The sequence below is a fragment of the Paenibacillus sp. GYB004 genome, assembly GCF_036577605.1.
Lineage (GTDB): Bacteria > Bacillota > Bacilli > Paenibacillales > NBRC-103111 > Paenibacillus_AB > Paenibacillus_AB oceani.
Genome location: NZ_JARBDB010000072.1, coordinates 60354 through 74472, shown reverse-complemented (window position 1 = coordinate 74472; position 14119 = coordinate 60354). Strand labels below are relative to the sequence as shown.

The 14119-nt window shown below is 54.8% G+C and carries 11 protein-coding genes; 8 read left to right on the top strand and 3 right to left on the bottom strand.

All coding sequences use genetic code 11. The features are described from left to right. The first annotated feature begins 112 nt into the window (after positions 1-112). On the top strand, positions 113-316 hold the full coding sequence (locus PV433_RS32445) for a CsbD family protein (RefSeq protein ID WP_332076099.1): 204 nt from the start codon (positions 113-115) through the stop codon (positions 314-316). Positions 317-1021: 705 nt separating this feature from the next. Here the strand turns inward: PV433_RS32445 and PV433_RS32440 are convergent. Further along, positions 1022-2068 carry a DUF418 domain-containing protein gene (locus PV433_RS32440; RefSeq protein WP_332076098.1) on the bottom strand — a complete coding sequence of 349 codons (1047 nt, stop codon included), beginning with the start codon at positions 2066-2068 and terminating at the stop codon, positions 1022-1024. A 146-nt stretch (positions 2069-2214) separates the two neighbouring features. On the opposite strand from PV433_RS32440, the gene PV433_RS32435 reads away from it, so the two are divergent. Then, positions 2215-3441 carry a S41 family peptidase gene (locus PV433_RS32435; RefSeq protein ID WP_332076097.1) on the top strand — a complete coding sequence of 409 codons (1227 nt, stop codon included), beginning with the start codon at positions 2215-2217 and terminating at the stop codon, positions 3439-3441. Positions 3442-3540: 99 nt separating this feature from the next. Here PV433_RS32435 and acnA read toward each other — a convergent pair whose 3' ends face one another. Continuing rightward, on the bottom strand, positions 3541-6258 hold the full coding sequence (gene acnA / locus PV433_RS32430) for an aconitate hydratase AcnA (protein WP_332076096.1): 2718 nt from the start codon (positions 6256-6258) through the stop codon (positions 3541-3543). Positions 6259-6573: 315 nt separating this feature from the next. On the opposite strand from acnA, the gene PV433_RS32425 reads away from it, so the two are divergent. The 6 genes from PV433_RS32425 to fabI all read left to right on the top strand — a co-directional run bounded on the left by PV433_RS32425 (position 6574) and on the right by fabI (position 12205). Further along, positions 6574-7596: an amidase domain-containing protein gene (locus PV433_RS32425; RefSeq protein WP_332076095.1), complete on the top strand. Its 1023-nt coding sequence runs from the start codon at positions 6574-6576 to the stop codon at positions 7594-7596. A gap of 55 nt (positions 7597-7651) precedes the next feature. After that, entirely contained in the window at positions 7652-8806 is a 1155-nt protein-coding gene (locus tag PV433_RS32420) for a D-alanine--D-alanine ligase (RefSeq protein WP_332076094.1), read from the top strand. 206 nt (positions 8807-9012) lie between these two features. Then, positions 9013-9330 (top strand): hypothetical protein, encoded by a 318-nt coding sequence (locus PV433_RS32415; RefSeq protein WP_190931491.1) that lies wholly within the window; start codon positions 9013-9015, stop codon positions 9328-9330. Positions 9331-9437: 107 nt separating this feature from the next. Further along, complete coding sequence (locus PV433_RS32410) at positions 9438-10253, top strand: alpha/beta hydrolase (protein WP_190931490.1); 816 nt, start codon at positions 9438-9440, stop codon at positions 10251-10253. A 128-nt stretch (positions 10254-10381) separates the two neighbouring features. After that, entirely contained in the window at positions 10382-11350 is a 969-nt protein-coding gene (gene uvsE, locus PV433_RS32405) for a UV DNA damage repair endonuclease UvsE (RefSeq protein ID WP_332076093.1), read from the top strand. A gap of 84 nt (positions 11351-11434) precedes the next feature. Further along, positions 11435-12205, top strand: a complete 771-nt coding sequence (gene fabI, locus PV433_RS32400; protein WP_190931488.1) for an enoyl-ACP reductase FabI — start codon at positions 11435-11437, stop codon at positions 12203-12205. 208 nt (positions 12206-12413) lie between these two features. Here fabI and PV433_RS32395 read toward each other — a convergent pair whose 3' ends face one another. After that, positions 12414-13766 (bottom strand): globin-coupled sensor protein, encoded by a 1353-nt coding sequence (locus PV433_RS32395; RefSeq protein ID WP_332076092.1) that lies wholly within the window; start codon positions 13764-13766, stop codon positions 12414-12416. Positions 13767-14119: the final 353 nt, after the last annotated feature.

Genomic DNA, 14119 nt, shown 5'->3' with positions numbered 1-14119 from the left:
CCGGATTGGACTCATGGGTTGGATATAGGCAGGGAGCTAAAGTTTGAATGTCAAACAATAGGGGTAATACATTCTTGTACACCCATCCAACCCTTGAATAGGAGTGATAACCATGAACCAAGACGTTATCAAAGGCAACTGGAAGCAGCTCAAAGGCGAAGCTCAGAAGCAGTGGGGCAAATTGACCAACGACGACCTCGACGTCATCAATGGCGAGAAGGAGAAGTTCGTGGGCAAGCTGCAGGAGCGTTACGGCTACGCCAAGGACAAGGCGCAGGAAGAATACGATCACTGGTGTTCAAGACAAAAAGCGTGATCCCGGGCTCTGTGGAATCGAGTCGATGCGGATCTGTTATAGCGGCAAGACAAAGAGCCGGGTGAACTACTGCCCGGTTCTTATCTATTTGGCGGAGAGGAGGGGGGGCGCCGCCGAGGCTAGCTTGTACATTTCCATACACTTACAGTGGGCATGAATGATGCCAAGGGTGAAGCTGTGTAAGGTAGAAGGTAAGCGGCGTAAGGTAAACGAGGTAAGGCGGCGTCCGCTATGGCAGCGCCTTGAATCCTCGCCGACAATAAGAGTCTTTCGTATACGCTAAATTCGGCCCATTAACGAGAAAAATGTGAATAGGAGCTTCTTGAGACGCTTATTTTCAGCCTATCTGCAAGATCATCCTAATTTCCCCCAAATAACAGCCTCAAACATCCGCTATTTGGTGGAATCGGCCACTTTTTCCGAAAATAAGAGGTGCTAGAGAGCCTGTCGATTCAATGTGTAGAAGTGTTAGCAGGCCGTTCCAAGTGAAAAGTTACCTTCTTCTGCTCAGACAGGTTGTCCGGAATCCCTTGATTTCATAAGGATTGTAAGGTAGGGGATTCCAGACAAAACTCGCCAGAAGGTAATCTTTTCCCTTTCCACTTGGTTGTCCACAATGAATCGACAGCCTCGCACAAGACCGCTATTTCATTTTCCGGCGAGCGAGCAAACTCCTCAAGCCTGCAACCGGTTCCGCCTCTGACGCTACATTCCCCTCGCCTTTCGCATCTCCGGCAGCCTGCCGTACGTCAGAAGCCGCCAGCACCATTCCAGCGGTCCCATCCGAAACCAGGAAAGCCACAGCATACTGAATACCATCTGCATCACGTACATGCCGATACATACTAAAGTGGTTTGCACGACGCCCAGATTACCGCTCCACCTGAACAGGCTCCCGGCCGTCAGCAACAGTACCGTTTGCCCCAAATAGTTCGTTAAAGCCATCCGCCCGTACGCCTGCATCGGCCTTAACCAGCTGCGGACTTTCTCGCTCTGGAGAGCGCGGATCAGCGTCGTGACGTAAAACGCCGCCATAACCAGCCCCGTCATCGTCTGGATAAACGAGTAATCGGCGAGCCGGCTCATGAGGGAAACGCGAGTTCCTTCGTCAACGATCGCCATTTCCGGCTGATTCGGCATCCATAAGAGCTGCAGGACGAGTCCGATGGCGGAGAGTGCGCCGGTAACGTACTGAATGCTCCGGATTCCCCGCAAATGCTTCCGGATGTGGACAAACACGCCGTATTGTCCGGTAGCCAAGCCCAGCAGGAACAGCGGCAGGACGAGCAGCAGCTTGCCTCCGTAATAAGCAGCAGGAACGAACAGGACAAGCGCAAGCGTCATGTTAACCGCCGGCCTCAGCTTCTGAAAAGGCAGCAGCACAAATCCGAACACCGCATAAGGCAGCAGCGCCTCGCCCGGATGAAACGGCTGGTGGACGATACCCATGACGAGCAACACCAGCAGGCGGCGTATGAACAGTACGTTGCCTTTTGCGCCTTTCTCCTTGGCCCGGGACAAGAAAATTGAAAACCCGATGCCGAACAGAAACGAAAAGATCGCATAAAATCGGCCTTCCACGGTGAGATTCAGAAATACAAACCAATAGCGGTCGGCACTGCCGGGAGCGCCGGAGCCGACCTTGAACAGCGTCAGAACATTAACAAGCGCGATGCCGATCAAGGCAAAACCGCGCAAATAATCGAGAGTATCGATCCGCTCCCCGTCGTAGGCACCCGTCGTTGTACGCATGCGGCACACTCCTTGTTTAACAGATGAATGTCTAACGCGGTTAATTATAGCGAATCGCAAGGCGAGCCGCCATTGAATCGGTGACAAGTCGGGTGACAATATTGTAATCTAATTACAGAAAACGGGAAATGGGAGGCGAATCGGGCATGGGAGAGGCTGCAATGAAAGTAGAGGACAAGATGTGGATCGTCAGCAAAGTGTTTCAATCGATTCCGCTTTATTTTGCACATTGGGAGGATGCATCATTTCCGAAGGAGGAATTGGATGAACGATATAAGGAGCTGATCGCACAAGCGGCCGCAGCCGATACGGAGCGGCAGTTTTCTTTGCAGATGATCGAGTTTATGGCCAAGCTGAACAACGGCCATACGAACTTTTCTCCAAAGCCTTCCTTGTACGGTGCGCCGATCGGGGTATATGCCCTTCCTTTCCGTGGGGAATGGATTGTGCGGGACAGTTCCATAGAAGGACTCGTTCCCGGCGATAAAGTCGAGCGCGTGGAGGGCAAGACGCCGGATCAATGGTACTGCGATCTGAGAAGGTACATCCATCCGAGCAATCCGGAATCGAACAAGCGGCAGTTGTTTAGAGCGTTAAACTTGATCTTGCCGGAGACGTTCGTTCTGGAAGCGGAAAACCGGGAAGGTCAGAAGAAGGAATGGACTTTGCTCCGAAAGCAGCCTTCCCCATCTGGGGCTGCGGACGGCGACAGGGGCACGACGGGCCGCGTTATCGGCGCAGAGGCAGGAACAAGAGCAGGAGCAGGTTATATCCGCATCCCTTCCTTTGGTAATCCGGAGTTCGAGAATAGGGCGATGGAGCTTGTGAAGGAATACGCTGACATGGAGCGATTGATTATCGATGTGCGGGGAAATGGCGGAGGGAGCACGCCTTCGAAGCTGACCCGGGCGCTGATGAACAAACCGTACCGGTGGTACGCGGAAATGACTCCGCATAACGTAGGCATTCATACGCTGCAGGCGGCCAAAGGCTGGGCGAACCAATACTACGATTCTTATGTACTGATGCGCCGCCCGTATCAAGAGTCTGACGGCGGTGCGTACGGCGGCCGCGTCATTATCCTGACGGATCGGGGGACCGGTTCGGCGGCGGAGGATTTTGTACTGCCTTTCAAAGACAACGGGAGAGCGGCTGTGATCGGACAATCGACGTTCGGGTCAACGGGACAGCCTTTTTACTACGAATTTGCCAATGGGATGTCGTTCCGGATCAGTACGAAGCGGGCGTACTTCCCTGACGGCTCTCCTTTTGAAGGAGTAGGCATTGCTCCTGATCTTGCCATTACGCCGACTCGGGAAGACTTGTACGAGAACAGGGACCCGGTGCTGGCTGCTGCATTGGAGATCGATTGAGGGCTACGATATCCGGAATTCCCAATTCTTCGGATTTTTTTTAGGCAGTCGACCAAAAAAGCCCAGGGGCTAAGCCCCCGGGCCTCTTCCATATATAGCTTACTTCGCTTCTTTAATCAGCTGGCGAAGTACCGTTTGCAGGATACCGCCGTTGCGATAGTAGTCGACGTCAACCATGCTGTCCAGACGGACGATGGCGTCGAACTCGAACGTGGTGCCGTCTTCGCGGGTTGCTTGAACGCGGACGGTTTGGCTCGGCTGTACGCCGTTGTCGAGGCCGATGATGTCGAACGTTTCGCGGCCGGTGATGCCGAGTGTTTTCCAGCCCATGCCTTCCGGGAACTGCAGAGGCAGAACGCCCATGCCCACCAGGTTGGAACGGTGAATCCGCTCGAAGCTTTCCGCGATAACCGCTTTGACGCCCAGCAGGAACGTACCTTTAGCCGCCCAGTCGCGGGAGCTTCCGGTTCCGTATTCTTTGCCGGCGATCACGACCAGGTTCGTGTTCTCGCCTTGGTACAGCATCGACGCGTCGTAGATGGACATTACTTCATCGCTTGGCAAGTAAGTCGTTACGCCGCCCTCGGTGCCTGGAGCCACTTGGTTGCGGATCCGGATGTTGGCGAACGTACCGCGCATCATTACTTCGTGGTTGCCGCGGCGGGAACCGTACGAGTTGAAGTCCGCCTTCTGTACGCCATGCTCGAGCAAATATTTGCCCGCAGGGCTGTCGGTCTTGATGTTGCCGGCCGGGGAGATATGGTCGGTCGTAACCGAATCGCCCATAAGCGCAAGCGTCTTGGCGCTGCGGATCTCGCCGATGTCGCCCACTTGCTCGCCCAGGTCCATAAAGAACGGAGGCTCCTGAATGTACGTCGAGCTTGTATCCCACTCGTACAATTCGCCTTGCGGCACCGGAATTTGATTCCAGCGCTCGTTTTGCGTGAAGACGTTGCGGTACTTGTCGCGGAACATCTCAGGCGTAAGAGCGGTACCGATCGCTGCTTTGATCTCATCGTTAGTAGGCCAGATGTCTTTCAGGTAAACCGGCTTGTCTTCGCTGTCGTAGCCGATCGGATCGTTTGCCAGGTCGATATTGACCGTACCGGCAAGCGCGTAAGCGACGACGAGCGGAGGAGAAGCCAGATAGTTTGCTTTGACTTGAGCATGAACGCGTCCTTCGAAGTTCCGGTTACCGGACAATACGGCGGCTACCGTCAAGTCGTTGTCGGCGATCGCTTGGCTCACTTCGTCCGGCAGCGGACCGCTGTTCCCGATACAAGTCGCGCAGCCGTAACCTGCCACGTGGAAGCCGAGCGCTTCGAGCGGCTCGATCAGGCCTGCTTTTTGCAAATATTCGGTAACGACAAGGGAACCCGGAGTCAAGCTGCTTTTCACGTAAGCCGGCTTTTTAAGCCCGCGTTCGACCGCTTTTTTGGCGACGAGACCGGCGCCCAGCATAACGCTTGGGTTCGACGTGTTCGTACAGCTCGTGATCGCCGCGATAACGACAGCGCCTGTTCCGAGCTTCGTCGTTTCGCCGTTCGGGTGTTTCACTTCGGCGGATTGCTCGATTTTCTCCTCGCTCAGTCCGTAACCGCCTTTTTCGATCGGTGTACGGATGATCGAGTTGAACGCTTCTTTCATTTGCGTCAATTCGACGCGGTCTTGAGGACGCTTCGGACCGGCCAAGCTCGGTACGATCGTGGACAGATCGAGCTCGATCGTGTCGGAGAATACCGGGTCCGGCGTGTCGTCCGTACGGAACATGCCTTGCTCTTTATAGTAGGCTTCGACGAGGGCGATCTGATCCTCTTCGCGGCCGGTGCTGCGCATATAGTTCAGCGTCTCGCTGTCGACCGGGAAGAAGCCGACTGTAGCGCCGTATTCCGGAGCCATGTTCGCCACAGTAGCGCGGTCTGCAAGGCTGATATTGCTGAGGCCGGAGCCGTAGAACTCGACGAATTTGCCGACAACGCCTTTTTTACGGAGAATTTGCGTAACCGTCAGGGCCAGGTCAGTCGCCGTAGCGCCTTCCGCCAAGCTTCCGGTCAGCTTGAAGCCGATAACCTCAGGAGTTACGAAGTACAGCGGTTGTCCGAGCATGCCGGCTTCCGCTTCGATACCGCCAACGCCCCAGCCCACTACGCCGAGACCGTTGATCATCGTCGTATGGGAGTCCGTACCGACGAGGGAGTCCGGATATACTTCAGTTTCGCCGTCAACCGTCTTCGTTGCCGCTACGGATGCCAGATACTCCAGGTTGACCTGGTGAACGATACCGGTAGCCGGAGGAACGGCACGGAAGTTGTCGAACGCCGTTTGCGCCCAGCGGAGGAAACGGTAACGCTCCTCGTTGCGCTCGAATTCGACCTTCATGTTATATTCCAAAGCGTCCTTGCTGCCGAATGCGTCAACCATGACCGAGTGGTCGATAACGAGATCAACCGGAACGAGCGGGTTAATGCGCTTCGGATCTCCGCCGGAACGTTTCATCGTCGCGCGCATAGCTGCGAGGTCAACGACAACCGGTACGCCGGTGAAGTCTTGAAGCACGATCCGTGCAGGAATGAACGGAATTTCTTTATTATCGTCGCGGCCTTCGGCCCAGCTGGCGATTTGCTTGACGTGCTCGTTCGTAATCGCACGGCCGTCGAACTGGCGGACAGCTGCTTCAAGAAGAACTTTAATGGAGAAAGGCAGACGGTCGATGCCGCTGAAGCCTTTGCCCTCCAGCGCTTTCAGGCTGTAGTAGTTATACGGCTTGCCGCCGACGGCAAGCTGCGTCCGGACGCTGAAATGGTCCTTTCTGGACATGGATGATAGCCTCCTTTGTACTTGTAAGTAGCCGGATGTTCGGCTTATCAGTTTCACCTTATGAAACCTGATTTCAAAATTGCTATACCTTTAGTATACCGTCTCTTGCGGCAAGCGTAAAGCTCTTTTTTGTCCTGTTTCGCACTGAGAATCGTTGTCATTACGGGCTTTTTAATCCTTTTGACGGTTGCCCGTCCCCGGCGTCCGGCACATGTTTTGCCCGATGTGAACATACATATGAAAATAGCGCTCAGCCCGAGGAAACGAGGGACGATGATCGCCTGCATGTAGTTCCGACTATTAGGAGGAATCGCCATGTTCGCTAATTGGAAATCCGCCATCTACGAATATGCGCACCGCCGCAATCGGCTTGAGGTCGACGGCGATGCGGGACAGCTTGTACCGATCGTCCGCGACGACAGATTCGTCCGCCGGCTGGAGCAGCGAATTCACCGCGTGCAGGCGAGCCGGGACGCCAGGGGGGTCGTCGCGCTGCGCAGCGAAGCGGGCATGAGGATGCGCGCGATCGACGATACCGAACGCCGGGCGGTCGTGGATCTGGAGCTGCGTCTTTGCACGGAATACGGGCAGGCCGGTCAGTCGCACCGCGAAGAACGGATGGACCGGGAGCGGATTCAGGTTGTGAAGCAAGGCAAGCAATGGATCATTACGAACGTGCAGCCGGACGAATCGGAGCGGCGCAGACCGCCGCAGTCGGAGCTTCCTTTTGCCGAAGCCGAACCGGAGAGAGAGAAGCAGGCCGGACTTCGCTCCGTTCCTTATTTGAATTACGGCGTATTGTCTTCGTTCGCCGCCCAGCCGTCCGTCCGGAACATCCCTTATGACCGCGCCAAGGCGCAGCGTTATGCCGAAACATGGTGGAATAAAGCCAATCCCGCCTACACGAGTTTCGAGGTGGATTGCACCAACTATGTCTCGCAATGCCTCGTTGCAGGGGGAGCCCCCATGAACTATACTGGAAAAAGGGAATCGGGATGGTGGTATCAAGGCATGGACGGCGGCCGCGAGCTGTGGAGTTACAGCTGGGCGGTAGCCCATAGTCTGAAATCGTTTTTGGCTTCCAGCAAGTCCGGATTGCGTTCGGAAATCGTTTACTCGCCGAGGCAGCTTACGATCGGTGACGTGATCTGCTACGACTGGGACGGCGACGGCCGGTTTCAACATAATACGATCGTAACCGGCTTCGATGCGGCAGGGATGCCGCTCGTTAACGCGCATACGATCGACAGCCGCATGCGTTACTGGGACTACCGGGATTCCTATGCATGGACACCAAATACCCGTTACAGCTTTTTTCATATTGCGGACTATTTTTAATACCGTTAGCATGCAACAAAACACGACTTCATTATTCAACAAGACGGAGGTAGCCATGAATAGAAAAATTCGGGTCGGATTGGTATATGGCGGCAGATCGGGCGAACACGACGTGTCCCTGCAAACCGCGATGGCCGTTATCCGCGCTTTCGATCATACGCAATACGAAGTTCATCCTTTCTATATTACGAAGCACGGAGAGTGGAGGTCGGGGCCTGCCTTGACCGGGCCTGTGGACCAATTGCAGCGGCTGCGGTTTGAGACGGACGGTGAAGTGCGGATCGCGGCGGCGGATTCGGCTACTTCCTCCGGAAGCTCGACAGCGCTGCAGCCTTTTTTCAGCAATTTGCAGCCGGTAGCCGGCGCATCCGGGATGGCCTCCGAACGTAAGCTGGATGTAGTGCTTCCGCTGCTTCACGGTACGTTCGGCGAGGACGGGACGGTTCAGGGATTTCTGGAAATGGCTGGCATTCCGTATGTAGGGGCTGGCGTACTGGCCTCGGCAGTGGGAATGGACAAAGTCATGATGAAGAAGCTGTTCGCCCAGGAAGGTCTGCCGCAGTGCGTATTCCGTCATTTCACGAGGACGCAGTGGGATAAGGATCAGCCGTTTTTCCTGATGGAAATCGAAGTATCCGTAGGGTATCCGTGCTTCGTCAAGCCCGCCAATCTCGGCTCCAGCGTAGGTGTCTCCAAGGCGCGCAACCGCGAAGAGCTGATTGCGGCGGTAACCGAAGCTTTCGAATACGACCGCAAAGTCATTGTCGAGGAGTTCGTGGAAGCCAGAGAGATTGAGGTCGGGGTACTGGGCAACGAGCAGCCGGAAGCTTCCGTTCCCGGAGAAATCGTATCGTCCAATGAATTTTACGACTACCGGGCCAAATATATTGACGGCAAGTCGGCCATGATTATACCTGCGGAGCTTTCCGAGGAGGTCGCAAAGGATATTCGCGAGATGGCCGTGCGCGCGTTCCAGGCGATCGATGGCAGCGGGCTGGCGCGTGTCGACTTTTTCCTGCGCAAATCGGACGGGGCTGTTTTTATTAATGAGATTAATACGATGCCTGGCTTTACTCCGTTCAGCATGTATCCGTTATTATGGAAGGAAACCGGCAAGCCTTATGGCGAGTTGCTGAACGAACTGATCCGATTGGCGCTGGAGCGGCATGCTTCCAGACAAAGCATCCGTTATTCATTCGATCTGGACTAATAGTGCGAATTCAAAAAGTCCAGTTTTCAGCACCGAGAAGATGGGATGAAGCTAGGAAATGAGGAGCGGAGCGTAGTGGCAGCTTTTGTGAGCACCGGAAGTTCCGGCTAAATTCCATATTCGATGTCAAGTAGGCTTCCTGATGTGCTTCGTGATCAAAAGTGGACTTTTTGAACAACCTCTAATAGAGAAAGGAAGATGATGCAATGGGCTTTCAATCGGAATTCAACTCCGTCTGCAAGTTCAAGTCGGACCAGGAGCTGTACGAACTGCTGGAGTACGGCAGAGGGAAGATGGTTAAGAAAGGGTTCCGCGTCTACCCGACCGGGCAGAAGGTTATTGCTTACACGCCTAACAACGTAGCGGTGGCGATCGTGAAGATCGTCGTTTCGATTGCGGAAATCAATTTTCAGGGCGAAGAAGTAACCGAAGTGGAAATGGAGCTCGTGCGCAAGCTGACCGAGGAAGAGTCCCGCATTCAGACGTCGCTTGCCCACGAAATGTTTTTTGGCGACAGGCAGTAGAAGGAAGCGGCCGGGAACCAAACGTCAGTTGACCATGCAAACAGATTGCCCGCATAATCAGTCATCCGAGTGTGAAGAACCAACCTTAGGGAGAGGCGGACTTTACAATGACGATCGAACTATGGCCGGAGGGCGCGCCATATCGGGCGGGAGAGACCGAGGAGGATTACCCTCGCCTGATTGCGTTTCCGGTTAGCGGCAGCAACAAACCTGTAGGATGTGTAATCGTATGCCCGGGCGGAGGGTATGCCCGCAGAGCGGATCATGAGGGAGAGCCGATCGCCAGATGGCTGAATTCGCTCGGCATCGCCGCGTTCGTGCTGCATTACCGGGTGGCTCCTTACCGCCATCCCGTGCAGCTCGGAGATTGCCGCAGAGCGATCCGCTGGGTGCGGAGCCACGCGGAGGAGTACGGCATCGATCCGGACAAGATCGGGATTTTGGGCTTCTCGGCTGGCGGACATGCCGCCGCGATGGCAGGCGTCCATCACGAGCCGGGCGATCCCGGGGCGGCGGACCCGATCGAACGGGTCGGTTCCAGGCCGGATGCGCTTGTGCTCTGTTATCCCGTAATCTCGTTTGTTCAATCCTATCATCAGGGATCGATGAACAATCTTCTTGGACCGGAGCCGTCTCAAGAGCTTCGCGAGCTGATGTCGGGTGAGCTCGCGGTCAACAGCGAGACGCCGCCTACGTTTTTGTGGCATACGGCGAATGATGGGGCCGTCCCGGTGGAGAACAGTCTGATGTTTGCCGCGTCTTTAAGCCGGCACAAGATCCCGTTCGATCTTCACGTCTACGAAAGCGGCCGTCACGGCCTCGGTCTGGCGGAGACGCACCCGGAAGCGTACGCATGGACGCTGGAATGCGCCAACTGGCTGCGGAAGCAGGGATTTGCTCCCGAAGCGGCTTCGGAGGCGTAGTTTACGAAGAAGAAGTTCGCCGATGTCGGGCCGGCTTGCTCGGGGGCGGATTATGGTTTTCCTCCGTAAGGGCATCCTACTATAGAGGTTTCCATTTCTATATGAGGTGCCGATGGGAGGATTGCCGCTTGATCGTCAGACTCGGATATGTAGCGATGTCGACTATTGTCCAGAACGCTTCGCCGTCCAAAACGATGACTGCCACTTTTTTCAGGAAGCTTCCGGATCGTGAAGCGGCGATTCGCAAGCTGGAACGGATTGCGGCCGAGAATTTGCATAACACGCTCAGGCTGCTCAGACATAACCGCGCTTTTGATATTCGGATGTACCGCTTTTCCTCCAAGCTGATCCCTCTGATCGGACACGAGCTGCTCCAAGGATGGGACCCGTTTCCGGCGCTGGAGGACGATTTCCGTGCAATCGGAGATTATGTCCGAGAGCATGATATGCGCGTCAGCTTTCATCCCGATCATTTTACGGTATTAAGTACGCCTAGGCCGGAGGTGCTGCGCAATTCGGTTGACGATCTGCGGCGGCATGTCCGGATGCTGGATGCCATGGGACTGGACGAGCGGGCGATGTGCAACATCCATGTCGGAGGTACATACGGGGACCGGGTGCAAGCCCGCGACCGGTTCGTCAAGCAGTTTCAGGAGATGGACGGGCCGATCAGGCGCCGCATTACGCTGGAGAATGACGACAAGACGTTCACGGCGGAGGAAACGCTGGACATCTGCGAAGCGGTAGGGACGCCGATGGTGCTTGATATCCACCACCACGGAGTGAATCCCGGAGAACATACTGCCGGACAGCTGTGGCCGCGGATCACGAATACTTGGGCGACCCGGGCGCTGCCTCCCAAGATCCACATGTCCAGCCCCAAAAGCCTGAAGGATGTCCGGGGTCATGCCGATTATGTAGAAGCGGACAAGCTGCTGGCCTTTCTGCGAATGGCGGCCGAAGCGGGTACGGAACGGCTTGATGTGATGCTGGAGGCCAAGATGAAGGATGCGGCTCTGCTCCGGCTGATGGAGGATATACGGAACAGAAGCGGGATTCGGATAGCAGATCAGGCTTGTTTCGAGATCAGGGCTTGATCCGGATGGGAAAATAAGGTACGTTGAAAGAGGAATTAACCGAGCTGTGACCATTTGTTCATTGTCGAGAGGGGAAACGAAACGATGAGTCAATTGCTGGCAGGTAAAAATATATTGGTCATGGGTGTCGCGAACGATCGCAGCATCGCCTGGGCGATCGCCCAATCGCTTTCCGCTCAAGGAGCGCGTCTTGCATTTACGTATGAGAGCGAGCGGGTAGAGGAGCGGGTCAGCAAGCTGGCCGCCACCATCCCGAATTCGATCGTGCTGCCGTGCAACGTAACCGTCGATTCCGAAATCGATACGCTTACGGAGAAGCTGAAAGAGCATTTCGGCGTTCTTCACGGGTATGTGCACAGCATCGCCTTCGCACGGACCGAGGAACTGGAAGGACTGTTCGTCGACACGTCCCGTGACGGATTCGCGCTTGCGCACGATATCAGCGCCTACTCGCTGACGGCGGTTGCCAAGCGGATCTATCCGCTGATGACCGAAGGCGGAAGCATCATGACGATGACGTATCTCGGAGCCGAACGCGCGATGAAAAACTACAACGTCATGGGTGTCGCCAAGGCGGCGCTGGAAGCAAGCATCCGTTATCTCGCGAACGACCTCGGCCAATTCAACGTCCGCGTCAATGGCATTTCGGCCGGACCGATCCGAACGCTTGCGGCCAAAGGCATCAAGGACTTCAATTCGATCTTGCGTCAAGTCGAGGAGAAAGCTCCGCTGCGCCGCACGACCGAGACGGCGGAAGTCGGAGACACCGCGATGTTCCTCATGAGCGACCTGTCCCGAGGCATCACCGGCGAAGTGATCCACGTCGACAACGGCTATCATATTATCGGAGTTTAAACGAATTACCAACAAAGCCATTCCAGGGGATTCTGCCCCCCGGGATGGCTTTTCCTAATGTAACGGCATCTAAGCGCTAGGCGACTCGCCCGGTAAGTGCTGCCCGGTTACGGTCCTTCTAGACTTTATCAATTGGACAGTCCTGAAAATGACGGGGGAAATACCTGTCTGCCATGTCAACGGGTTCCTCGGCTGCGCATTGGCCTCACTAATAATTCCGCGTCGTCGCATCCAGCCGTTCGGCGGATACGGCGGCCCGGTGCGTCGCTTCCTCCATCTGTTCGATGGCGTGGGCGAGCTGCTTCATTTCCTGCTTCGATTTGCTGATTTCAGACAGCCCGTTCTCGAGCGACTGCTCGATTTGAGCGAACGTTTCCTTCGTAGTATACGACTCGTGCCTCCCGGCCTCGACCTGCTGCTGCACGTCCTGAATCGAGTCGATCACCTGCTTCGTATATTCGTTCGACTGTTCGATCAGCTTGCTGATTTGACGCACCTCTTGCTGGGTATGGTCGGACAGCTTTTTGACCTCCTGGGCGACGACGGAAAAGCCCGCTCCGAATTCTCCGGCCCGCGCCGCTTCGATCGCCGCATTCAGCGACAACAGATTCGTTTGACTCGCTATATCTTTTACGATCGTCACGATGCTGCCGATCTGCCGCGACGATTCCTTAAGCTGCATCACTGCCCGTTCCACCTGCAGCGAGCTTTGGCGGATCAGCTCGATGCGCGCCTGCAGCTCCGAAACTTTCTTCGCGCCGTCTTCCGCCAGACTCCTGGATTCGTTGGCCCGGTCCGTGCTGTGCGTGACCGATTCGTTCACTTGACTGCTGGCTGCGATCAGCTTGTGGGTCGAAGCGTACGTTTGCTCCGTAATAGAGGCCAGTTCTTCGCTAATTGTGCTGATCGAATGCTTCAATTCCTTCTTGATCCGCTCGTACTGGAGCTCCCGAAGCTCTACATTTTTTTTCTCGTAAGCCTCCAATACCAACTGCTGCTCGAAGTTAAGCAGCTTGGTAATCGACTTTCCGACGGTTAAGCTGTCTTCTCCATTACGAAGATAAGGTAAAAGGACAGTGAGAAGCGTATTCTGCAAGTTTTGAAAAGCGCCCATATACCATTTGGGCGTAAGTCCGATCCGCTGATGAACCTCGGCGATCTTCAGCCGCTTTTGTACGAATTCGGCATCCAGCCTGCCGTCGAACATCTCGATCAGATGCTGGCGAAGCGTTTCCCTTAGCCTTTCGACTGTGCTGTGGCGCTCGATAATGTCTTTAAGCCCGTTAACGGCTATGACGGTTTTGTAGAAATCGTCCACGATCTCGTCGATATGTTCCATAATAAAAGGCTGAATGCTTTGCAGAAGCCGCAAATCTTCCTCGGTCAGCGCAATCATCCGGAGCTGGGCCGTTATTTGGGAGTCTGCGAATGCTTCCAGCTTGACGGTATCGTTTGCCGGCGATGTAGACGGGAGAGTTATGCGGGATGAATGCTGCGAATACTCTTTTTTTACAGACGGCTTCAAGAGTGAAGTCAAGGCATGATACGGACACTTTTTCATACGGATGGCCCCTTCAAGAACAGAGTTACTTGATCTTCATAATTGTACACTATTTCGATAAAAGGTTATACAATATTTATACAAAAATTATGCAACAAAAACCGGCTGAATCACAAACCGAAGAGCGGCCATTCTAAAAAAGATAAAAGCAGACAGTTACACCGCTCCGTACAATACATTTTCCGGAAGCCTCAGTTGACCCTCTGGCCGGAAAAAACCATTGTGACTTGATACTGTGTATATTGTAACTCAGATTACGCAACATTCTAAGAGCTTCTATTTAGAATTAATGTTATCCCTGAATCATTTCGGGTGCGCGAATTGTTATGGGAACGGGGACAAGCGATTGACGA